The sequence below is a fragment of the Xanthocytophaga agilis genome, assembly GCF_030068605.1.
GTDB classification, from domain to species: domain Bacteria; phylum Bacteroidota; class Bacteroidia; order Cytophagales; family 172606-1; genus Xanthocytophaga; species Xanthocytophaga agilis.
The window spans coordinates 234,448-258,426 of sequence record NZ_JASJOU010000013.1; the positions used below are offsets into that span (position 1 = coordinate 234,448).

Sequence of the window (23,979 nt, forward strand, 5' to 3'; positions counted from 1 at the left end):
AATGGTATACACATTTACGGAATACTTCATTATATCTATGCTATCTTGCCGTATCTTAAAAAAACAAAAATTAGTAAACAGATGGCAGGCAAGTCGTTATTCACTATTGTTTCTTATAATGAAGCAAGTCCTGAAGTACAAAAAATTTATGATGAAACTAAAAAGGAGCTAGGGATTCCGTTTGTACTTAACTGGTTTAAATGCCAGGGGAATAATGCCATCTTATTGAGAGGAAACTGGGAAAAGCTTAGATCTACATTGATCATGGGCAATGTTCCCAACCTTGTAAAACAGTTGATTATTTATAATGTATCCAGCAAACGCAAATGTGAATACTGCGCTACTGCACATGCCATATTTGCCAATATGATGGGCAAAGCAATAGGTGGTAATGACTTTATTATTACAGAGAACCTGGATAGCGACATAATTCCTGTTAGTTACAAAACTGCTTTACGGGTTGTGACCAAAGGAGCTTTGCATCCGGAAACAATCGGACAAGAGGACTTTGATGAACTATACGAAGCTGGTTTTGATTCAGGTGAAATTCAGGAACTAATGGCGCAAGCTGATTTAGTCAATATGCTTAATACCATTGCTGACATCTCAGGAATTAAAGTTGATAATGAATTACTCGAAATCGAAGTTTAATTTCCTGATCATTGAGTAACCCATTAGAATTCAGATACCGTCTTGTGTATGAGTCGCTGGCCAAACTGACTACTCATCTGAATCATTCAGAGACGCTCGACGAGGTACAGCATTGTTTGCAAAGGCACCTGAAATATCTCTTTGACTATCAATTGGTCAGATTTGGCTACTATCAGGACGGACAGTATACTATCTACTCAGTCTTTAAGGCTGAAAGCCGATTGGAAACAGGCAGTACAAAAATATTCTGGGAACATGAACGTATATTACAAAAGCAGGAAATCCCGGTTGTACTGGATAACCTTTCCAATCTTGATGTCAGAGCAGAAACGTATCCGATTCCACTGAAAGAGGTATGTGATAAAATATGGGGCTGGCATTTTCCTTTTGGAACTGCTAGCGGAATGGTAGTATCTGTATTTTCCGGAGAAAACAAACTATTTTCTCAAACAGATATTCCTGTACTAAAGATTGTATCTGAAAGTTTATATTCCCGAATCTTTACCATTTGTCTGATTCAGGAACTGGATCAACGAAAGCAGGATTTACTGATCGCACTGGAAGATGTACAGGAAAAAAACCGAATTGTTTCAGATCTCGTACATAAACAAGAGGAAATTATTCAGCAGCGAACTCGTGAATTACAAATAAAAAACGAAAAACTATTTGAACTATCCAAACTCAATGCCCATTCAGTCCGGGAACCCTTATCAAGAATACTAGGGCTGATACAGGTAGCAGAACTTATATATAGTAACGAAATTCAACCAGAATGGCTGGCAATGTTACAGGTATCCTCACAAGATCTGGACTCTGCCTTACAAAATGTTATACAGCTCACAGATCGGGAGATCTTAAAATAAACTTAGTAGAGGTATGCCGAAGAAAGTAATGTTAGTAGACGACATGGAGATTGCAAACTTTATCTCCAAAAAAATCATTCAGAATACCTTGGGTGATGTAGAAGTATATGATTTTACAAGTCCGAAATTGGCGTATGAACAAATTGAAGAGATCCACCCTGATATTATTTTATTGGATCTGAACATGCCTGTTATGGATGGATGGGCATTTCTGGAACGGATGCAGGCAGAAAACAAACAGGATTATAAAGTCTTGATCCTAACTTCTTCTACCAGTGAAGTTGACAAAGAAAAAGGTATGCAGTTTTCTAATGTACTTAATTTTTGCTCCAAACCACTTAACAAAGAACTTCTTGTAAGCTTCTTTCTGACAGAAAAGCTGTCTGCCTGATAAAAGTATTACAAAACAGAAAATGGTCAAACCAGCAATTTCAATTGTGTGGGTTTGACCATTTTCTGTTTTGTAAGCTATTGCCTAATCATCCAGATTGCCAACCACTTCATATTGTGTCCCAGAAGCTGTCACTACAGGTTTATACAAAAGGTCGTCAAACTCATAGTAATTCTCTCCATCAATTGTCACTTCATCCACATTCTCTTCTGGTAAATTGGGTACTACTGTACCTACTACAGGTTCAACAGTTTCATACTCATTGCCAACCTGCTTATAGTAAGCGCCTTGATAATAATAGTGAGGTGTACCACCAATAACAATATTTGTATATCCAACAGGTAAAACTCTAATCCGCACACCTCTGGGAGGAGCAATTACGGTATATACATTGTTGACTTGTGTATGATAAAATCCATTGTAATAATAGTAGTTTCGTCCACGGGATACTACAGTTACATGGCCTGCAGGTAAGACAGTCACAGTTCGAACACGTCTCGGTCTCACCACCACTACTTTAGCGCGTGGATAACGACGGACAGGTCTGGCTCTGACAACCCGTACTCGTTCTACCCTTCTGTGTGCATGTCGTTGAGCAAGCAAGTCACTCTCTACTGAAGTCAACAGACTTATCAGTAAAGTTGCAAAAACTATTATTTTCATTGTTCGTTTGTTTAAAAGTTGTATTCAATCAGACCAGAAAATCTGCAGAAGGTTTAATCCTCCAATTTACTTAGTCCAATATAGCGTCTATAGTAAAGATCAAACAACTCATAATGACAGGATTAATTACACAAACGACAGAAGAATAAAGTACTGGTAGAAGAGAGACAACTATAGTTTATCTGAAAAACCAGTTGTTTTTTTATCTGAGACACAGTAATTACCTGACATCCAAACCCATTTTGGCTAGCATAAGAATAACTGCATAAATCAGGATGTATCAAAACGATATTAGCCTTACATTTGATTGTCGGAATCATCCGGTTTTGTTTTATTTAATTTATCTTTATTTCAATGAGTTTCTGTTTAGTAAAACGTGTATTTCTCATGCTGACAGCAGGTCTCATCTGCCATGCTAGCTGGGCGCAAGCCACGAAATACCCCATTATCCCCTACCCCACAACGTTGGTCGAGAAGGAAGGGCAATTTACAATTACTGTCAAAACCAATCTTTCACTGGCTAAAAATGCAGCTTCATTTGTCAACGAAGCAAACCAGTTGAAAGCCATTATCAAAAATGCCACAGGTATTACCTTGTCTTCCCAAAAATCAAAAGGAGGCTCAGGTATCCTGTTTCAGCAGGACCCAGGCATTAACAATCCGGAGGGGTATCGTCTCGCAATTACTCCAGAGCTAGTAACTATCACAGCAAAAACGCCTACGGGTATGTTTCGGGCAACCCAAACGCTGCGTCAGCTATTACCTGTTAAAGCAATATCTTCACAATCTGTTACCATACCAGCTGTAGAAATTAAAGATGAACCCATGTATACATGGCGCGGAATGCATCTGGATGTTTCACGTCATTTCTTCTCAGTAGAGTATCTCAAAAAATATATTGATCTGCTGGCCCTTTATAAAATGAATAAACTGCACCTGCATCTCACAGATGATCAGGGTTGGCGAATTGAAATCAAGAAATATCCTAAACTAACAGAACAAGGAGCCTGGAGAACATTCAACAACCAGGATTCGACCTGTATGAAAAGAGCCAAGGATAATCCTGACTTTGAGATTGATACGAAACATATTGTACAAAAAGATGGAAAAACAATGTACGGAGGATTTTATACCCAGCAACAAATGAAAGATATCATTGCTTTTGCTGCAGCCCGACACATTGAAATTATTCCTGAAATAGACATGCCAGGCCATATGATGGCAGCTATCAAAGCATATCCTTATCTGAGTTGCAGTGGAAATACCGGCTGGGGTAAAGATTTCTCCACCCCTATTTGCCCTTGTAATGAAGCTACGTACCAGTTTGCTCAGGATGTATACACTGAGATCATAGATCTGTTCCCAAGCGAATACATTCATCTTGGAGCTGACGAAGTTGAAAAGACCAGTTGGGCACAGGCAGATGTGTGCAAGGAACTTATGCAAAAAGAAGGAATCAAGAATGTCAATGAATTGCAAAGCTACTTTGTACACCGCATGGAGAAATTCTTCCACTCAAAAGGTAAAAAACTAATTGGCTGGGATGAAATTCTGGAAGGAGGAATCAATCCATCAGCTATTGTGATGTACTGGCGCAGTTGGGTACCTCAGGCACCTATCAAAGCGGCTAAAAATGGAAATCAGGTAATCATGACACCTGGCACCCCTTTGTATTTCGACTCTCCTCCTGATAAAAATTCTATATACAATGTGTATCATTTTCAAGTAGTTCCCAAAGGCTTAACTGACATAGAAGGGAAAGCAATTATAGGTGCACAAGCTAATATATGGACAGAGTATATTCCTTCTGAAAAACGTGCGGACTATATGTTCATGCCTCGTATGACTGCCTTATCAGAAGTACTGTGGACACATAAGGATCTTTACGAGTCTTATCAAAGCCGATTGATTCAACATTATGATCGACTGGAAACAATGGGTGTACACTACCGTATTCCGGACTTGACAGGTTTTACAGGAGAAAATGTATTTACGGATCAGGCAGTACTAACCGTTCAAAAACCGCTTCAGGAATTAAGCATCCGCTATACAACAGATGGAACCTTACCTCAGGTGACATCTCCTGTACTACCCTCTTCTCTGACCATTAAAACACCTTCTACTATCAAAGTAGCAGCCTTTACTCAGTCAGGATCCCGTGGCGATATTTACACGCTTTCCTACAAACAGGAAACGTACGCCGAACCGGCTTCTGTTGCCAATCCGGTGCAGGGGCTACAATGTACCTACTACCCTGAGTATTTCCTGAATACTATTCAAATCAAAACCAAGAATGCCGCTGGTACTTCTGTAGTTAAAACAGTAGTTGTACCTCAGGAGGCTACAGCAGGTAGCTTTGGACTAACCTATAGAGGATATCTGAACATACCAGAAACAGGTGTGTATAGCTTCTATCTGACATGTGATGATGGTGGCATATTGCGTATAGCAGGTAGAGAAGTAGTCAATAACGATGGTCAGCATTCGGCTATTGAAAAAAGCGGACAGGTAGCGCTTAAAAAGGGCTTGCAGCCTATCGAGATTGATTTTATTGAAGGTGGTGGTGGTTATGCGCTTAAACTACAGTACAGTTTGGGTAATGAAGCACCTAAAGACATTCCTGCAAGCTGGCTTGTTCAACCTCAAAACAAATAATAGTCAGGCATTATATTTATATAGTACATTACTACAGGTTTATACCTGCCAGTAATGTACTTTTTATTTTATCTTTATTTCTGTTTATACCATTATGTCAATTGCAAACCATAGCTGGGATCTGAGTATACCAGAAGCAATAGCGTTACAAAAAGAACTACGTACTCAAATACAACTTACGCCTCTTGATAAAGAGATACGATATGTAGCGGGTACGGATATTTCCTTTAATAAATTCTCAGATACTGTATATGCAGGCATTGTTGTGTTAGACCTGACAACCTTGCAGGAAGTAGCTCGTTCTATGGTTGTAACAGAAACACATTTTCCCTATGTACCTGGTTTGTTGTCATTTCGCGAGATTCCTGCTTTGCTGCAAGCTTGGGAACAGCTAACCTTTAAACCAGACCTTTTAATTGTAGATGGTCATGGCATTGCTCATCCAAGGCGACTAGGTATTGCTACCCATCTGGGTCTGGCGTTGGATATGCCCACCATTGGTTGTGGTAAAAGCCGGCTGACAGGTACCTATACCCTACCAGATAATGAACCAGGTTCTACCTCTCCACTATGGGATCGTCAGGATCAAATTGGTATAGTGTTACGTAGTAAGCGAAACACACTACCTCTTTTTATATCTCCTGGTCATAAAATCACTTTTGCAGAAAGTGTTACGATAGTACAGAAGTGTATTACCAAATATCGGCTTCCGGAAACTACCCGAAAAGTACATGATGCCGTAAATGCCCTACGTATTGCTCATAAAGATCCAGCATCTCCTTCCTGATAAAGATAATTTCATATACTTTTTAGCCATTAACTCTAATATCCTATTTTCCTATCAAATAAATCCTATTTACATTTAATAAGGCCTTATACTTTCAAAACCAGTTTTTATTTGTAAAAAATAATCTTTCACTCTGCTACTTTAAATTCGTTATTGCATATAAAGCGTAAACACCTAACAAACAACCTATTACTAAACAACATACCTAAAAAGAGTTCTTACATCCATAAATTGCATACAAGAATGCTTTTATTAAGTCTAAACCTTATATAATAATCTGCAAATCAACATATTATAATTAATAAAATTTTTATCTATTCTATTCAATAAAAAAATATTTTTTCTTTTTTAAGTCGAAACTGCAATTTCTCACAAATTTCTTACATACTCCTATAAGTCCAATTCCTCACCTAACTTACTAAATACCTACTAAATTCATAAGTTTAATTACTCATTTTTCTTTTATATTTTGAATACAGCGATAAGAGCTTTTTTCTTAACTAATTATCTATATCGCCACAGAATAATACAATTGCAAGTTGCATCTATTTGATATAACCACGAAAATCATTGTACTTTTCCTATACAAACACAGGGGTACCTATTTCAACTACTCGTAAATAACTTTACCTATCCATTTGTACTTTTTCTGGCTAATAGTACTTTTCAAACATACCAATAGTACTTTTCCAATGACCACTTTTTGCTTTTTCTTCTTTTATTACGAATCTATTATTACATCGTGATTGTACTTTTTTCAATACAGAACTGCCGTACCTTTGTATCGTTGATTTACACAATCAACCATACAAAACCAAATTAATAAAAGTATAACCTTTAAATCACCCATCTTAAAAATTACCTAAAATAACAATCAGCAATTATTACTATGAAAACCTCTCTAATGTCATTCGCTCTTGCCCTTGTTTTTTCAGTTGCAACTTTTGCTATGGACAATATCGATGACACTAAAAAAACTTCTTCAGCAACAATTACAACAACTAATCGCGCAGCGGTTTACAATCTGGTATATACTTCTGCCAAAGCAGGTCTGGTAACAGTATCTATCAAAAATCAGGATGGTCTTGTTGTAATGCAGGAAGAAATTGAATCAGATAAAAAAGGATTTATCCGTCCATATAACTTTACTGCAATGCCTGCAGGAAGCTACACACTAATAGTGAAAGATGCAGCTGGTAAATCTGAACTATCATTGACTTATGCTCACACAGTACTTAGCCCAGTACGTAAGGCTGAGATCAAATCACTGGAAAGCAACAAATATCAGTTACGTTTGATTGGTAGTACAGCAGAATCTATCGAGGTTACAATCTACAACCAGTTTGATCTGCCTGTTTACACAGAAACATTAACACAAAAAGGAAGCTTTATCAGAACCTATGATTTAAGTAAAATGAAATCAGCTAAAAATCGGTTCGAGGTAAAAGCTAACGGTAAAATAATCAACCAAATTGAGTTATAAGAGTAGTGCACTTTATAGACTAGGCGTTTGTGCAAAACCCCAAGCTTTCTTAGTTTGGGGTTTTGTTTTTTCGTCAAATAGATAGCCATTACGAAACGCAATTTGCAAAACAATATTTTTTATTACAAAAATCATATTTGTAATTTATATTTTGTACATTCCGGTACATTTGTTAGCATCCATAGCCTAGGGTATCTGACAAAATCCTGGCAGAATATGAACCATATGTTGGCTTGTATATTCTTTTAATTACTACCAGAATGAGGAAACTGTTACAGCAGCTTTTTCCATTTAGTAAATGTTTCAAAAATGTTCTGGTTTTGTCCTTTATCAAGGACAGAGTTAGTTATTTCTGTTCCAAAGCTCTGGTATTTTTTTTGTTAACTGTTCTTTTTACCTCTGTTGCTCAAGCACAGGAGCTACAATTTAAAATCTATACAAGTAGCCAGATTGCCTCAGGCTCTACACCTAAGTCGATTGTACAGGATTCGCTGGGCTTTATTCTGATTCTTACAGACAAAGGGTTGTTCCGTTTTAACGGACTAGAATTTTCACCAGTAAGACATGCCCCCTCCTTTACTCAACTCGTTCAGACACATACAGGCAAGCTGCTGGGACTTGGCTTACATGGAGTTTATGAAGTCCTTAGTTTACCGGATACTATAAAATTCCATAATCGATTATCCAGCCAGCAACCTATAGGCTTTTTTGAGGATTCAAAGGCAGGCTGGTGGATTCAGTTGATATCTGGTGACATTCTCCATTATACTTCTGGACGTTCCGTTCTGTTTTCAGTGCCATCACATACCCAACCCTTGTTTTTATGGAATAACTCCCAAAAAGGTATATCTGCATTGTCACAGGATGGAAAACTATTCGAGATCCAATCTGATCAACCCACCTTCCAACAGATAGATGAATTACCTCAGTTAAAAGGTCTTGTATCTCTTATCCAAAGATCTGACTATTCATTCTGGGCAGCAACCAATCATGATCTATATGAAATGCAACTGCTAACCTCCGGAAAGCAAAAAGTTAAACTCACTAAAATGGATCTACCAACAAGTGAGATTACCAGTTTGTTTCAGGATCATTATAATCATTTGTATGTAGGGACTAACAATCGGGGTCTACTACGGACAAATTTATCTGAAACATCTTATCACTTTGAAGAAACATTATTTTCCAATCAGATTACCTTATTTGATACGCTCCCTTTCCAATCTGTCAAACGATTTTACCAAGGCAAAGCATCATCCATCTGGATTGTATCTAAAGAAGGAGTAACCCTGCTTTTTCCTAAATTTTTCTATCACCCATATCCAGCAATTTTACCCTATGAACTAGGCTCAATCAGTCAGATACAAAACGGCAATTACTATGTTAGCTCCATTAATGAGCTATTACGTCTTCCGATATCTGCTCATTTTCAAAACCCGATATCTGTTATGCGGCTTCCCAGAGGTTCAATCTCAACAACAGCTTCTGACAGAAACAGGATCTGGATTGGTAGCAGTCTGGGCCAACTATCCTATCTTGAAAATGATTATTGGTATCCTGGCTTAAATCTGAGTAATCGGGGTGGACCTATTTTCAATATTTATACAGATTCCCGCCATAGAACCTGGTTCTGTCAGGTGTATACTCATAGTCCATTACCTGGAATTACCTATACAGATTCTACTCTTTCCATACATTATTATGGTAAAGAAAAAGGTCTGATAAGCCGTATCATCTCTGTAAAAGAAAGTTCTTCCAAAAACATTTATGTAGGAGGGATTGGAGAAAACTCTTATCTGTATAAATACAATCCTGATAAAGATTATTTTGAAAATCTAAGCAAACGTCTTCCATTTGATATCAACCACTTTGAAGTTCATGACCTGATTATTGATGAAAAGGAGAATGTATGGATGGCCAGTACACATGGTCTGCTAAAATACGATCCTATAAAAAAGCATGTTACCCGTATAGAACTGGGTCCATACATTACGACAGCAGAAATGCGGGCTATTGTGCAGGATGATCAGAAACAAATCTGGATTTCAACGGATGCCTATGGACTATTGTGCTTTAGGAATGGAACATTTGTACGATATACCCTTAACAATGGAATACCTCCTCCCAGTAACGTGCTTTGGTATCGCAGGCTCTTTATTGATAATCAAAAACGACTTTGGGTGGGAAGCAATACAAGTTATACAGCATCGTTCTTGCCTGCGCCTAAACCACTTATTACTCCCAAACCTTTATTTCTGGAACTACACTTTAATAACAGAGTATTCAAAACTATTCCGTTTGAGTCTGTATTTCCTTATCATACAAATTTCAAAGCTGCTTTTATCAGCATGTCTTACCCTACAGGCTCAATAGAATACAGGTTTCGACTACGTAATCTGGAAAAAAAATGGTCTACTCCCAGTACACAACATACCATTTCATATCAGATGCTGCCAGCAGGAGATTATACCCTAGAGGTACGTGCCCGAAAAGGTGGTTATGACTGGAGTCCTCCTTTATCATTCTCATTTCATATAGAAGAGGTATGGTACAAACAAACCTGGGCGTATGGTATTTATTTTACCATTCTGATTGCGTTGATCTGGATTCTTATACAGGTAAATACATGGCGACATGAACGCGAAAGACTACGGCTTAACAAAATTATTGATAGCAAAACACAGGACATCTGGAATAAACACCAGGAGATACTGGCTCAGAATGAAGAATTGCATTCCCAACAGGAAGAAATTGCGATGCAACGGGATAAACTAAGCGCTCAGTTTGAAGAGCTTATGAAAGCCCAGCAGATCATAGAAGAACAGAATAAGACCATACGACAACGAAATAAGTCGCTGAAGAAAGAAGTAGACATACGTACGCAGGAACTGGTAGATTACAATCAACAGTTGGAACAGTTCGCTTTTATTACTGCCCACAACCTCCGATCGCCCGTTGCCCGTATTCAGGGACTAGGTACACTACTTGAACTGGCAGAAACGCAAACAGATATTGACCCTAAGGATGTTACAAAAAAACTAATAAAAACAGCCTATGACCTGGATCAGGTCATTAAAGACCTGAATGCGATTCTGGAAGTAAAAAAGAACAGCACTAAAATTTTATCAGAGGTTAATCTTTATCATGAACTTGAGAAGGTAAAAGCTAATCTGTCTAAAGAAATACAGGATACAGAAACCGAACTACAAGTAGACTTTTCGGAGGTATTTCTGTTTTTATCCATTCCAGCTTATATAGATAGTATTCTTCATAATTTAATTAGTAATGCGATCAAATACCGACATCCGGATCGTACACCCATTATACGTATCCGAACCTGGCAACAGGAGCAAACCATTGGCATGGAAGTAAGTGATAATGGTCTCGGCATAGATCTGATGGCGTATGGCAAAAATGTATATCAGCTTTATAAACGTTTTCACTTTCATGTGGAAGGCAAAGGCTTGGGACTATATCTTGTCAAAACACAGGTAGACGCTCTGGGAGGTCGTATTGAACTTGAAAGTGAAGTAAACAAAGGTACTACCTTCCGCATTTATCTTACCCCAGGCAAAGAATCTGGTATCTAAATTACCTTTATTTGTTAATACAAGCCAATCTATTTTATAGCAAGTACAGTTATTTTTCTGCTCCCTCCTGCATTTCTGCAAAAATCCTTACTTTTGCGCTTCGTTTAGAACCTCTTAAACCGAAAATAACCTGTATGTCTGAGTACAACTTTCGTGAAATAGAAAAAAGATGGCAGCAACGCTGGGAAGAACAGCAGACCTATCGTACAGATGTAGACGCCAGTCGTCCCAAGTACTATGTACTGGATATGTTTCCGTATCCATCCGGAGCCGGATTGCATGTGGGGCATCCACTGGGTTATATAGCCTCGGATATTGTATCCCGCTATAAACGTCTGCAGGGTTTCAATGTGCTGCATCCGATGGGATTTGATTCGTTTGGTTTGCCAGCAGAACAGTATGCAATACAAACCGGACAGCATCCTGCCGTTACAACAGAAAATAATATTGATACGTATATCAGTCAGCTGAAGAAAATAGGATTCAGCTACGACTGGAGCCGGGAAGTACGTACGTCTGATCCTAAGTTCTACAAATGGACACAGTGGATTTTTATGCAACTGTTTAACCATTACTATGACAAGGATGCAGATAAGGCTCTTCCAATCAGTAAACTAACCGAACACTTTGCAAAACAGGGTAATTGTGGCATTAATGCAGTATGTGATGAGGATACGCCTGCTTTTACAGCAGCAGAGTGGAATGCAATGACAGATAAGCAGCAACAGGAGTTGTTGTTTAAATACCGTCTGACTATGCCTGATGAAGCCTATGTAAACTGGTGCGCGGCTCTGGGTAGTGTATTGTCTAACGATGAGGTAAAAGATGGTGTATCTGAAAGAGGTGGCTATCCGGTAGAGCGTAAACTGATGAAACAGTGGTCTATGCGGATTACTGCCTATGCAGATCGTTTACTGGATGGATTAAACGAGATTGACTGGTCTGACTCTATCAAAGAACAGCAACGCAATTGGATTGGCCGTTCACAGGGGGCGAGTGTACAGTTTGCGATTGAAGGAAACAATGATAATCTGATTGAAGTGTTCACTACAAGGGTAGATACCATTTATGGTGTAAGCTTTATTGTACTGGCACCTGAACATGAGTTTGTGTCATTCCTGACTACGCCTGAGCAGAAAACCGAAGTAGATACCTATGTAAAATGGGCAGCATCCCGTTCAGAAGTAGACCGGATGTCAGAAGTAAAGAAGGTGACAGGAGTATTTACAGGAAGTTACGCTATCAATCCATTTAATGGAGAGAAAGTACCTATCTATCTCGCTGATTATGTACTGGCTGGCTATGGAACAGGTGCTGTAATGGGTGTGCCTTCCGGTGATCAGCGGGACTGGAATTTTGCAACCCATTTTAGCCTGCCGATTATTCCTATTCTGGATTCTCAAAAGGATATGGATAAGCAAGCAGATGCTACCAAAGAGGGACGCTATATCAACTCTAGTATCATCAATGGTATGGAGTACAAAGAAGCTACAGCTACCCTGATTAAGTGGCTGGAAGAAAGAGGTTTGGGTAAAGGTAAGGTACAATACCGTCTACGCAATGCGGTATTTAGCCGTCAGCGTTATTGGGGTGAACCAGTACCTGTTTATTATAAGGATGGTCTGCCGCAATTAATTGATGAGCAGGATTTGCCATTGCTATTACCCGAAATTGATAAGTATCTTCCAACTGAAACGGGTGAGCCACCACTGGGAAGAGCCGAGAACTGGAAATACAAAGGACAGTATGAATATGAATTGAGTACCATGCCTGGATGGGCTGGTTCCAGCTGGTATTTCTATCGGTATATGGACCCTCAGAATGACAGTGAGTTTGCATCCAAAGAGTCTGTTGACTACTGGCAGAATGTAGACTTGTATCTGGGAGGTTCAGAACATGCTACCGGACACTTGTTATATTCCCGTTTCTGGAATCACTTCCTATATGACCTGGGTCTGGTTCCTCAGAAGGAGTATGCAAAGAAGCTGATTAATCAGGGGATGATTTTGGGACGAAGCAATTATGTCTATCGTGTGAAATCTTCTGAAGGAGAAGGAAAAAACCCGGTATTTGTATCATACAATCTGCGTAAAGAATATGAGACAACTGCGATTCACGTAGATGTAAATATTGTTGAAAACGATGAATTGAATGTAGAAGCATTCAAAAAATGGAGACCAGATTTCCAAAATGCAGAATTCATCCTGGAGGATGGAAAATATATTTGTGGCTGGGAAATCGATAAGATGTCAAAACGTTACTACAACGTTGTAAATCCTGATGATATTGTAGCCCGTTATGGAGCTGACACATTACGTATGTATGAGATGTTCCTGGGACCATTGACAGATGCTAAACCCTGGAACACCAATGGCATCAGTGGTGTACATAACTTCCTGCGTAAACTGTGGCGGTTATTCTATAACGAAGACAATGGGAACCTGCTGGTAACAGATGCCGAACCAACCCGCGAAGAGTTGAAGTCACTGCATAAAACCATCAAAAAGGTAGCGGATGATATTGAAAACTATTCATTTAATACAACGGTCAGTGCCTTTATGATTTGTGTGAATGAATTGTCTTCTCAAAAATGCAGCAAGCGGGCTATTCTGAGCGATCTGATTGTGATTTTGTCACCATTTGCACCTCACATCGCAGAAGAACTGTGGTCTATCTTAGGACACGCTACCAGCGTTACTAAGGCATCCTATCCGGTGTTCAATGCATCTTACCTGACAGAAGATAGTTTTGAGTATCCCATTTCTATCAATGGAAAGGTACGTATCAAAATGACCTTCCCGGCAGATGCTCTTCCGGCAGATATCGAGCAATCAGTATTGGCAGAAGAAACAGTACAGAAATGGCTGGAAGGTAAAGCACCGAAAAAGGTGATTGTAGTACCAAAACGGATTGTAAACGTGGTAGTATAAGTAGTTTACAATTAATGTATATATACGAGGTTCGGAATTTTCTGAACCTCGTTTTTTATGTCATCTGTCCTTCCACAATAGCTTTAAAAGAGAATTAGAATATAATTGAAAAAACAACTAACTTTTAACAGAATTTATACAAAGGAAAATAATGTATGGAGATACTACTAGAAGTAGTTTTTATATTGATCTTCAGATATGTCGGAGCATTTGTTATATGGTTATTTACCATTTTCAGGAGACCCTATACAAATATTCTTGAAATGGATGCATATTTTCTCGGCATATTGGGTATGACAGCAACAATGTTGACATTTTTGGGAGTTTGTAAACTTTTTCAGAGTATATACCTATAGTATAGAAATGTGAGGCTGTGAATCAAATGATGAGAAAGAAGGAAGCCTTCTAGACTGCATGTTCCAGAATACAGAGTGCAATGGAGGCATTTTTTGCAAGTTCTTTGTCTTGATCTTCAAAGTAAAAGAAACCATTCTGAAGGATTTCTTTGCGTTCTTTTATCCAGCTGATAAGTATAGCTATTGATTCGCTTGACAATTCTCTAAAGCCTGCCTTTAAGTTGGGTAACTCATCATAGTAGCTATGAATGAGATCAACAAAATTTTGAAAGCTATAATCTTCAAAACTAAGGTTCCAGCGCGTTAGCATTGGCTCAATAGCTCCTGTCAGCTTATAGATCTCTAGAAAAGTTTCTTTGTCAAAATACGACTGATTCTTGATGAGATCCGTCCACCAGGCAAACAGAAAACGAGTGAGAACATCCTGTTCCTCTTTTTTCCAGTGACGCCAATCTCCATAGGTTAGTTTTCCTAAAACAATGAAAGTGTCAACAGGAAAAGAAGTAGTTGCCAAAAGTTCGAATATTCGAGGTAAATAATGTTTGAAATCCGCTGTATCGCCCCAGGTTGTCATGGCTTTGAAGGTATATTTTGCCAGATCATCTTCACTAAGCTGTCGAAGGGACTTTGAGTGAATAGCTTCCTGATCTGCATCTGACACACAACAAGGACATCCATCTATTGCTGATCTGGCATAATAAACGGAAAAGGTAGAGTATATACTTTCAATTGCCTGTTGTAACTCTTCTGTCATGGTATGTACTCAATTACTTTTCAGAGGTTTTGTGTTATTTACTGATTTAAAATCGACTTCACTTTTGCTAAAAACTGTATAGGTGCCTGATGATTGGGATCAATCTGATGTGCTATCTCAAAATGCTGCTTCGCCGTTTCATAGTCGCCCATTTTATAATAACACTCTCCCATAGAAAACTCAGCCAGTAAACTAGTTGGATTTTCTTCTAACGAAAGCTGGAAGTCGTCAATGGCATCTTCCCATAACCCAAGATCCATTTTACAAAAAGCTCTGTTATCTATTGCTTCATAAAACTGGGGAAACAAATCAACCGCTTTTGAATAGGCATCAATAGCTTCCGGATACTTCTTTTCATCCGTCAAACGAAGTCCGTCTCTGTAATAGGCAGTAGCAACAGGAATATAGTCTTTTGGTGCCTGGGTCTGACGCAGATACTCATGATAGCCTATTAAATCTTCTGCTATGATAGGCTGATTGGTCAGTAACGTAGCATTGGCAAATGCATCTTTGTCGATAGGAGAATGATACATCCAGATATCGAGTGTTTCCACATCTACCTGAACGGGCACACGATCCAGAGGAGCATACGTTAACACATGATAGCAATTAAATGCAGCATCGTCCACGAGTAACTTATACAGATGATACTGTTGGTCGGATTGAAGGTAAAAGAGATCTCCTGTAGAAAAATTCATATGGAGCAAAGTTACGGATTACAATACCTGATATTCTTTTGAGAGGATTTAGTTGACTGTTTTATCTTTCATTTGGAACGCTGTTCAATGTTTCCTCCAGAAAAGTCAGAACCACAACAGGAAGTTCTTTGTGAAAAGCTTCTCTATCAAATCCCGGAGGATCTGTTGAAGGACGGAAATCGGGCCTTCGCATGGTTTCCGGAAATGGACTAAGAAAAGAAAAATGGCCGGCATTTTCCACTACTTTATGTATGACCTGACTGGAATCAGGTACACTGGCCAATACAACTTCAGCATTCCATGCAGGCGTAACCGGATCATGTTCGGCCATAAACATCAGAATCGGAATAGTTACTTTACTCAGTGAATCCTTAAACCACCCTGCTCCTGGAGCCAACAATACGATAGCCTTTATCCGTGGATTCGATGTTACATCAACTCTCTCCCCTTCCAGTGTCCGGGGCACTCCACCTGCTACAGCTAATGCTGTATAGCCTCCCATTGAATGTCCGATTACAGCTATTTTATCCTGTACCACAAAAGCTTGTAACCACGATTCAGTAAGTAACTGTTCAATGGTCATGCTTACATGTCGTGGTCGGTATTGTAAGTTTAGTGTAGTATTCTCCAGCGTATTATTATTTCGGTTATTTCCATAATGTTCCAGCATGGCTACTATATATCCATTTCGTACCAGATGTATACTGATGGTTCTGTAAAGCAAATGCGAACCGCCATTACCATGTGAGATAATAACCAATGGAAAACTCCCCTCTGCTATTTCAGCATCAACACTCACATCCATCACATATGGACCAAAGGAAGTAGGTGTTGCTGCTGTATACGTAGGATACTGTACCAGCACAGGAAAGGAAAGCTCATTTTCTTCATCATGGATTTGAAGCTGACGACTCCCTACAAAGAAATTATTACGATTCATTGACTTAATTTATGGTTGCCTATCAGGAAGCATACTCCATACCTTTGAGGCGATTGGGTTCCAAATATATATATTCCCGACGAGCATCTATGATAATAGAAAAGCGTTTTATAATCTCGCCTCCCAACACGCTCATTTTCTGCCGACCGATAGCTCCTTCGAAAAATCCAACAGGCACGTTAGACAAGGTTTCATTGCCTATTTTCAGTTCAGGTAAAATAGCCTGTTTGGTTTTTACTACATTGCCATACGAATCTGTCAGCTTCTTTTCACTGGTAATTTTCAATTTCTCTCCCAGTTTATGTTCTCCAGTAAAGGCATCATCAAACAGAATAGCTCCGGAATAGCCGGAATGAATCAGAAATCGGTTAGTCAGTGTACTATCTCCTACTTTGCAGTTTGCCTCCAGAAACATATAGTCATTCTCAAAAACCAGTTTGTGTTTTTTATATTTTTTACTCTTGGCAGGAAGACTTTCAGAAACTATCATTACCTGTTTCTCGAAATCCAGTTCAATCACCTTGTCTTTGAATAAATCTATTCCAACTTTTCCATCTGTCTTTCGTCCAGAATTTTTATTTTCCCAGAGAGGTAGATCTTTCCATGTCAGATCTCCTATCTGTAAAGTATTCTTCTCACTAAACCGGGCAGAGTTTACATCCCCACCCCAGCTCTTAATCCCTTCTGTCTTCTCCTGAAAAGTTATGGTTTTTAATCTGGAAACTGCCTCTTCTGTTAATGTTACAAAATTCGCAGCAGAGTGAAACATCAGATTCACAGTGTCTTTCTCATTCAAAATAGCCTTTACAGAGATATTGTTGTATTCTGTAAGCTGGAAAGGAATACTATGTGCTTTTCCTTGTCCAAACAGGTTATAAGAAAGGCAATAGCACAGAATCAGAATACCTAGTTTACGCATAAAGAGTTGGTATTAGATGTTGACAGAGGAAAAAATCAGACAATATGTGAAATATGACTGCACACGGCTGAAGATAGGCAAAAAGAAAATAGCGGCAATAAAACAATCACAGATATGGATAAACATCCACTATTCCGTTAAGAGTGGTTACATGAGTCATTTCAACTATCATAGAAAAGATTATATAATCTCAAAATAGTAATGACGCATTGCCTATACTTTTCCTTAAAAGTAAGAATGACTCATGTATAAAATTGGAATCTCAACTATTAACACCATTCCGTCATCCATGCCTTACATACACGAAGAGCATCTTCATATTGATCAACAACAACAATTAGCTGATTGGAATGATCACTGTATTGAGTCAGGATGTTAATATTAGCGTCGGCTAATCGCCGACAAAACAGTCCCAGTTGTCCTGGCACATCCTGTCTTAGCTTTTGAATAATTACCTCGTGAATAGTAACCACTTGTATCCCTACCTCTTCCAATACCTTCTTTGCCTGTTCAGCCTCCTCAACCAGAAAGTGTGCAACCGCATACTGTCCATTGTCAAATACGCCACCTCCTTCCAGGCTAATTTGGTTTTTTCCTAATGTTTCACCAAGTAAGGCTAACGTACCAACTTTGTTTTCCAGTTTAATTTCAATGTCTTTCATAAAAGATAATTAATGATGAATGGATTTACTGTCGTCAGGAGCTTGTTGTCTGTCTGCCATTCCGTAGTCTCTTATTACAGTGGCGACCCTAACCGGTAGTTTTCAAAAACAGAATCTCTGCCTTTTTTCTGAGCCATTCGGTGTAGCTCCAGATTTCGCCATTGGGCAATACTCTCTTCGTCCTGCCAGAAGGATAAGGACAATACTTTTTCGGGTTGTGTAATGCTCTGAAACCGCTCAATAGAGATAAAACCTTCTATCTTGCTTAACTCAGGCCGGAGTCTGGCGGCAATATCCAGATACTCATCCCATTTGTCTTTTTCGGGAAACGCTTCAAATAGTACTGCGATCATTTTTGGATTTGTTTGTTTGAGCAAACGTACAGGAATGGCTACCTTTACACTTCATCCTATACTGAACTATGGATACAGAAGAGAAATTTGTCTTTATCTCAGGTTTATTATGTGAACCTACCCGAGCCAGAATGTTATGGAACCTGCTGGATGGGCGAGCCTATACAGCCACTGAGCTAGCTACTGCTGCAGATATTTCAACAACATCTGCCAGCAATCATCTGTCCAGGCTGTTAGAAGCAGATATCCTGAAGGTAGAAACACAGGGGCGCCATCGGTATTACAATTTTTTTAGTTCAGAAGTGGCCTATGTAGTAGAGTCTCTGGCAAACCTTGCCAAAGCGGATAGATCTACAAAATCACCAAACGCAGCTCCTGGCAAAGGCATTCATTATTGTAGAACCTGCTATGATCATATGGCAGGTTACGTAGGGGTACAAATTACGGAGGCAATGGAAACAAAAGACTATTTGCAGAAGTCAGATTCAGTCTATTTAGTGACAGAAAAGGGCTGGGAATGGCTCTCACAGTTCAGTATTACAGCTGATAGTTTGCCAGCAACCCGTCGTCCTTTAACACGTCAGTGTCTTGACTGGTCCGAACGACGTCCACATCTGGCAGGTCAGTTAGGCGCTCTTTTGTTGGAAAAAATGCTCCAGAAGGGATGGTTCAGGAAAGTCCAGTTTTCGAGGGAATTAATAGTTACCTCACACGGTGCTCAATCTCTCTATGAGATATTGGGTATCACCTTACAATAAGTAATACATTTAATCACCATCTGCATGCAGTCTGTGCTGTCCACAGGTGAGGCACTGAAACAAATACCCAGCCAGAGGACCATCTTTTGTCAGGTGATTGATAATATATTCTGATGGATATCCCAGGTATTCAATATCTGCTCTGAGTTCTGTCAGATAGGGCTTTATGGTTTCGCTATCTGCATATCCAATCAGTGCACAAGGCTCACCACAATGTGTTAACCATACTTCTGGTTGAAAGGAGTGATAGCCAGGTGTTTTTTCTGTTACTTCTATTAGAAGTTCCTGAGCAATAGAAGGAGGTGGATCATTAGGATCTGGAGATACACCTTCAATACCCAGATAGTCATTAAACTCTCCGTTGTATTTTTCAGCAGCTTTGCCATCTGCGATACACCAGGGACAGATGTAGTCTGGTTTATGAATGCTATAAAAAGAGCCTGTATATTTCAGATTTCGTTGTTCATTGCAGATGGAACAAACTCCATCAATGCTGTCAAATACACCCAACTCATATACATTCGGGCTATACTTAAACATAGGTAATTTCATATGTATTTTTGGCTGCTACCACAGTCTTATTGAAAATAGTTCTCATACTCCTCTTTGATCATGGTCATGTCAACATCTTTTACCTTCTAAAAATAAATGCTCCACAGAGCAGGTAACGTATCCAACGCTATCATTTGCTGTGATTTATTACTATACATAAATTTTACGAACTTCTTTCCCTGTATATCAAGCGTCGCAATCTTCATACTATCCAGAAAGTCGCGGGCATTACTCATATAAAACATATAATCGTCTGCTCCCACATAAAAATTTTCTTCTCCCAGTTCTTTCTTACTCTTCTCTATTTGTATCGTATCTGGCGAAATAAATAACGCAACTCTCTTGTCTATCACCACTGTATCTGTATGTCCCTGCACATTTTGTACAAGTAGTGTATCTTTACTATCTATCTTGCCTAAATCTGTGGTGTCCTTTGTCTGGCTAGTAGTACAACCCACAACCATCAGACAACATAACAGCAAATATTTCATACAAGGCTTTGACTTATTTTTCATTCAGAATCCTAACTTTTTACTATCCGGTGTGCAACAGCCAGTCCACTGGCAAATGCGGCTTCTACAGTTCCCATAGCAGGACCATCATACAAAGCTTCTCCGGCAAAAAACAATGTATCTTCTACGGATTCAGACACTATTTTTAAAGCTTCTTTGCTCTCAACAGTAGCATAGGCATAGGCACCACGTGTCAGTGGGTCTATTGTCCAGTTAGTTATTTCTTCCGCAACCAGTTGTTCCTCTATTACAGCTGATGAGGTACCAAACAAATAAGCTAATGTATCTATAGCCAGTACCAGTAACTGCTCTTTGGTATATTTCTGATAAGCGACAGCTTTGGGACCAGCCAGCCAGCCACAAAGTACAGGAGCTTTTTGAGGAGACTGCGTCCACCAGGTTGGAATATTTGCGTCGGAAAACAGAAAACCCAGTTCAGACATTTTTTGTATAGTTAACGGATCCTCTTTCTCCCAGAATGCAGACTGAAATTCCAGGACAAACTTTATGACAGCCCCAAAGCCCATTTGCTGAAAGGCAGATCGAACTGCTGGAATCTCAGGCTTCATATGAATGGTTCCAGTACTATTTGGTTCAGCCTGCCATACACCTAGTGGCAACGTAAAAATGATCTGAGAGGCATGCACTGTTTTTTCATTGCTTGTCTGTACCTCTACATGTCCTTTACGCCAGCTTACATGGGTTACCAATGCATTGAGGGAAATTTCTCCACCCTGTTTTTCGCAATCTATTGCAAGGAAAGCAAGTAGCTTACTATATCCTGCTGGCATACGGTATTGTGGTGCTTCATTTTCTTCTGACCATTCTTCACGCAGAGCCAATGTACTTGCCTTGGACGTTTCTGCTGCATCATAGCCTTCTACAAAACCGGTAACGGATTCTCTTAGCCCTTTATATTCTTCATCAGGAAAGTGTGTCTCCAGAAATTGCCCGATGGGTTCATCTATTGTTAGTTGACTCATCTTTTCAAGAAGCAAATCCCATTCTTCAATCGAAGAAGAATCACTTTGCCGGACCTTCCCCTCTTCTACTCTCCAGGCAGATCCTTCCATCTCCAGATACTCCAATCCGGCTTCTTTCAGCAAACCCAGCGACACAGGCAAGTCACCATGCACAAATTCAGCGCCTGTTTCTACAGGAATACTAAACCCAGCTTTTTGTATAGTATGAATACGTCCTCCAATCCGATCTCTTGCCTCCAATACTCTTACCTTCTTTCCAGCACGAGCCAACTCACGTGCAGCCAGTAAACCAGATGCACCTGCACCAATAATTACTACATCATATGAACTCATAAATGATAATCGTCAACAATTTATATAAATTTGAATTTATTTGAGTAGAAATAGTCTTTTACTTCGTTTATATAGGACATATCCACAGAAACAACTAAAATAATAAAGCTACCAGATTCTGGTTTTATTCACTCTTATACACACAATATGTTGTGAATGCAAACAAGATGGTTTTATTTTACTATTCCAAGGATAGGCATATAACTTAATTATCCCTAAACTATATGAAAAAAATCGCTTACTGTACTCTTCTTCTCTTTTTCAGCCTGTGTGCCTCCTTGCAGGCCCAGACCTATTCGATCATACCTGAGCCTGTCAGTCTTCAATCTACCTCCGGTACTTTTTCACTCTCTTCAGGTACCACCTTGGTTGCACCCAATAACGCGGAAGCCCGTAAAGTAGCTACCTATTTCAGCGACAAAATAAAACCAGCAACAGGACTTAATTTAAAAACAGCAGAATCTGCTTCTGGTTCCAAAATAACCTTTCTGCTCAATACAAAACCGGATGCAGCAATTAAACCAGATGGCTACCTGCTGGATGTAACACCTACAGAAGTTACCATTAAAGCGAATCAGCCTGCCGGATTATTTTATGGCGTCCAAACTCTTCTGCAGCTACTACCTAAAGAGATTGAAAGCAAAACAGCTGTAAATGGTATTAACTGGCAGATTCCGGGAGTAAGCATCAGTGACTATCCCCGCTTTGGATGGAGAGGTATTATGCTGGACGTAAGCCGCCACTTCTTCCCTAAAGAATACGTCAAAGCCTATATAGATCAATTGGTACGTTACAAATACAACGTATTTCACTGGCACCTGGCAGATGACAACGGCTGGCGTATTGAAATCAAAAGCTATCCAAAGTTGACAGAAGTAGGTGCATGGCGTGTAGAACGTACAGGATACTTTGGCGACCGCAAGCCTCAGCAGGAAGGGGAAAAAGCTACGTATGGTGGTTTCTATACTCAGGAAGATATTAAGGAAATCGTAAAATATGCTCAGGACCGGTATGTTACCATTGTACCAGAAGTAGATGTACCTGGTCATAGTATGGCAGCCATTGCTGCTTACCCTTGGTTGTCCTGTACCAAAAATGCCAACACCAAAGTAAACCCCGGAACCAAGTTTTCTGAATGGTATGGTAATGGAAAATTCAAGATGCTGGAAGACAATACGCTAAATCCTTCAGATGAAAAAGTATATGAGTTTCTGGATAAAGTATTCGGCGAAGTAGCAACTTTATTCCCAGGCACGTATATCCATATGGGGGGAGATGAATGCTATCATGGTTTCTGGGAGAAAGATCCAGGTTGTCAGGCCCTGATGAAAAAACAAGGATTAAAAACACTGGAAGAATTGCAGAGTTATTTTGTAAAACGAGTTGAAAAGATTATAGAGAAAAAAGGCAAAAAACTGATTGGCTGGGACGAAATTCTGGAAGGTGGGTTGGCTCCCAATGCAGCTGTCATGAGTTGGAGAAGTGTACAGGGTGGAATCGAAGCAGCCAAACTGAAACATCCGGTTGTAATGAGTCCGGTGCAGTATGCTTATCTGGATTATATGCAAGGAGATATATCTACAGAGATCCGTATCTATAGCACACTGCGTCTGAAAACATCCTATGACTGGAATCCTGTTCCTGCGGGTGTAGATTCAACCTACATCCTGGGAGGGCAAGGCAACCTATGGACAGAACAAGTGCCAACTTTCCGTCACGTAGAATATATGACGTATCCCAGAGCCTGGGCTTTGTCAGAAGTGTATTGGTCTCCAAAGCACAAAAAGAACTGGGATGGTTTTGCCAAACGGGTAGAAAATCATTTTGGTCGGGCAGATCTTGCAGAAGTCAAATATGCCACAACTATCTACGACCCTATCTTTAAAATTCAGAAAAACAACGCGGGCAAAATTGTAGTGGATTTGAGTACAGAACTTAGCGGACTAGACATCTATTATACTACAGACAATACATTTCCGGATAAGTTCTCCAACAAGTATAGTAAACCTGTTGAACTGCCTGACGGAACGGATATTTTTCGGGTAATCACCTATCGAGATGGCAAGCCACTAGGTAAACAAATTACTATCAAGGCAGAAGATCTTGAAAAAAGAGCCAAGAAATAATAAAAAAGAGGTCTGGTAAA

Annotated in this window: 20 protein-coding genes; 10 read left to right on the forward strand and 10 right to left on the reverse strand. The window is 39.5% G+C overall.

Annotated elements, in window-relative coordinates; translation table 11 throughout:
* Window positions 1-81 precede the first annotated feature (81 nt).
* From QNI22_RS29710 to QNI22_RS29720, 3 genes are read left to right on the forward strand one after another with little or no spacing between them, the layout of a single operon-like run.
* Window positions 82-651, forward strand: coding sequence for a carboxymuconolactone decarboxylase family protein (locus QNI22_RS29710; RefSeq protein ID WP_314516599.1), 570 nt, complete (start codon window positions 82-84; stop codon window positions 649-651).
* An 11-nt stretch (window positions 652-662) separates the two neighbouring features.
* On the forward strand, window positions 663-1,514 hold the full coding sequence (locus QNI22_RS29715; RefSeq protein ID WP_314516600.1) for a hypothetical protein: 852 nt from the start codon (window positions 663-665) through the stop codon (window positions 1,512-1,514).
* A 13-nt stretch (window positions 1,515-1,527) separates the two neighbouring features.
* Window positions 1,528-1,905, forward strand: a complete 378-nt coding sequence (locus QNI22_RS29720; RefSeq protein WP_313987410.1) for a response regulator — start codon at window positions 1,528-1,530, stop codon at window positions 1,903-1,905.
* Between the two features lie 84 nt (window positions 1,906-1,989).
* On the opposite strand, the gene QNI22_RS29725 is transcribed toward QNI22_RS29720, so the two are convergent.
* Window positions 1,990-2,568, reverse strand: a complete 579-nt coding sequence (locus QNI22_RS29725; protein ID WP_314516601.1) for a DUF6515 family protein — start codon at window positions 2,566-2,568, stop codon at window positions 1,990-1,992.
* A 354-nt stretch (window positions 2,569-2,922) separates the two neighbouring features.
* On the opposite strand from QNI22_RS29725, the gene QNI22_RS29730 reads away from it, so the two are divergent.
* The 5 genes from QNI22_RS29730 to leuS all read left to right on the forward strand — a co-directional run bounded on the left by QNI22_RS29730 (window position 2,923) and on the right by leuS (window position 14,013).
* The gene (locus QNI22_RS29730; RefSeq protein WP_314516602.1) at window positions 2,923-5,223 is read left to right on the forward strand and encodes a family 20 glycosylhydrolase; all 2,301 of its coding nucleotides are present in this window, start codon (window positions 2,923-2,925) and stop codon (window positions 5,221-5,223) included.
* 94 nt (window positions 5,224-5,317) lie between these two features.
* Window positions 5,318-6,010 (forward strand): deoxyribonuclease V, encoded by a 693-nt coding sequence (nfi, locus tag QNI22_RS29735; RefSeq protein ID WP_314516604.1) that lies wholly within the window; start codon window positions 5,318-5,320, stop codon window positions 6,008-6,010.
* 889 nt (window positions 6,011-6,899) lie between these two features.
* Window positions 6,900-7,493: a hypothetical protein gene (locus tag QNI22_RS29740; protein ID WP_314516605.1), complete on the forward strand. Its 594-nt coding sequence runs from the start codon at window positions 6,900-6,902 to the stop codon at window positions 7,491-7,493.
* Between the two features lie 377 nt (window positions 7,494-7,870).
* The gene (locus tag QNI22_RS29745) at window positions 7,871-11,083 is read left to right on the forward strand and encodes an ATP-binding protein (protein WP_314516606.1); all 3,213 of its coding nucleotides are present in this window, start codon (window positions 7,871-7,873) and stop codon (window positions 11,081-11,083) included.
* Window positions 11,084-11,217: 134 nt separating this feature from the next.
* Window positions 11,218-14,013, forward strand: coding sequence for a leucine--tRNA ligase (gene leuS / locus QNI22_RS29750; protein WP_314516607.1), 2,796 nt, complete (start codon window positions 11,218-11,220; stop codon window positions 14,011-14,013).
* 405 nt (window positions 14,014-14,418) lie between these two features.
* Here the strand turns inward: leuS and QNI22_RS29755 are convergent, their stop codons facing one another.
* The 6 genes from QNI22_RS29755 to QNI22_RS29780 all read right to left on the reverse strand — a co-directional run bounded on the left by QNI22_RS29755 (window position 14,419) and on the right by QNI22_RS29780 (window position 18,695).
* Window positions 14,419-15,123, reverse strand: a complete 705-nt coding sequence (locus QNI22_RS29755; protein ID WP_314516609.1) for a hypothetical protein — start codon at window positions 15,121-15,123, stop codon at window positions 14,419-14,421.
* Between the two features lie 38 nt (window positions 15,124-15,161).
* Window positions 15,162-15,821 carry a tetratricopeptide repeat protein gene (locus QNI22_RS29760; RefSeq protein WP_314516610.1) on the reverse strand — a complete coding sequence of 220 codons (660 nt, stop codon included), beginning with the start codon at window positions 15,819-15,821 and terminating at the stop codon, window positions 15,162-15,164.
* A gap of 61 nt (window positions 15,822-15,882) precedes the next feature.
* Entirely contained in the window at window positions 15,883-16,761 is an 879-nt protein-coding gene (locus tag QNI22_RS29765; RefSeq protein WP_314516611.1) for an alpha/beta hydrolase family protein, read from the reverse strand.
* Window positions 16,762-16,783: 22 nt separating this feature from the next.
* The gene (locus tag QNI22_RS29770) at window positions 16,784-17,680 is read right to left on the reverse strand and encodes an aspartyl protease family protein (RefSeq protein ID WP_314516613.1); all 897 of its coding nucleotides are present in this window, start codon (window positions 17,678-17,680) and stop codon (window positions 16,784-16,786) included.
* 269 nt (window positions 17,681-17,949) lie between these two features.
* Window positions 17,950-18,342, reverse strand: a complete 393-nt coding sequence (locus tag QNI22_RS29775) for an amino acid-binding ACT domain-containing protein (RefSeq protein WP_314516615.1) — start codon at window positions 18,340-18,342, stop codon at window positions 17,950-17,952.
* 74 nt (window positions 18,343-18,416) lie between these two features.
* Window positions 18,417-18,695 (reverse strand): antibiotic biosynthesis monooxygenase family protein, encoded by a 279-nt coding sequence (locus QNI22_RS29780; protein ID WP_314516616.1) that lies wholly within the window; start codon window positions 18,693-18,695, stop codon window positions 18,417-18,419.
* 68 nt (window positions 18,696-18,763) lie between these two features.
* On the opposite strand from QNI22_RS29780, the gene QNI22_RS29785 reads away from it, so the two are divergent.
* On the forward strand, window positions 18,764-19,453 hold the full coding sequence (locus QNI22_RS29785) for an ArsR/SmtB family transcription factor (protein WP_314516618.1): 690 nt from the start codon (window positions 18,764-18,766) through the stop codon (window positions 19,451-19,453).
* Between the two features lie 9 nt (window positions 19,454-19,462).
* Here the strand turns inward: QNI22_RS29785 and QNI22_RS29790 are convergent, their stop codons facing one another.
* The 3 genes from QNI22_RS29790 to QNI22_RS29800 all read right to left on the reverse strand — a co-directional run bounded on the left by QNI22_RS29790 (window position 19,463) and on the right by QNI22_RS29800 (window position 21,833).
* On the reverse strand, window positions 19,463-20,005 hold the full coding sequence (locus QNI22_RS29790; protein WP_314516620.1) for a CbrC family protein: 543 nt from the start codon (window positions 20,003-20,005) through the stop codon (window positions 19,463-19,465).
* 86 nt (window positions 20,006-20,091) lie between these two features.
* Window positions 20,092-20,496, reverse strand: a complete 405-nt coding sequence (locus QNI22_RS29795) for a hypothetical protein (protein ID WP_314516621.1) — start codon at window positions 20,494-20,496, stop codon at window positions 20,092-20,094.
* A 32-nt stretch (window positions 20,497-20,528) separates the two neighbouring features.
* Window positions 20,529-21,833, reverse strand: a complete 1,305-nt coding sequence (locus QNI22_RS29800; RefSeq protein ID WP_314516622.1) for a flavin monoamine oxidase family protein — start codon at window positions 21,831-21,833, stop codon at window positions 20,529-20,531.
* Window positions 21,834-22,057: 224 nt separating this feature from the next.
* Between QNI22_RS29800 and QNI22_RS29805 the strand changes: the two genes are divergently transcribed.
* The gene (locus QNI22_RS29805; protein ID WP_314516623.1) at window positions 22,058-23,959 is read left to right on the forward strand and encodes a beta-N-acetylhexosaminidase; all 1,902 of its coding nucleotides are present in this window, start codon (window positions 22,058-22,060) and stop codon (window positions 23,957-23,959) included.
* The last annotated feature ends 20 nt before the right edge of the window (window positions 23,960-23,979 follow it).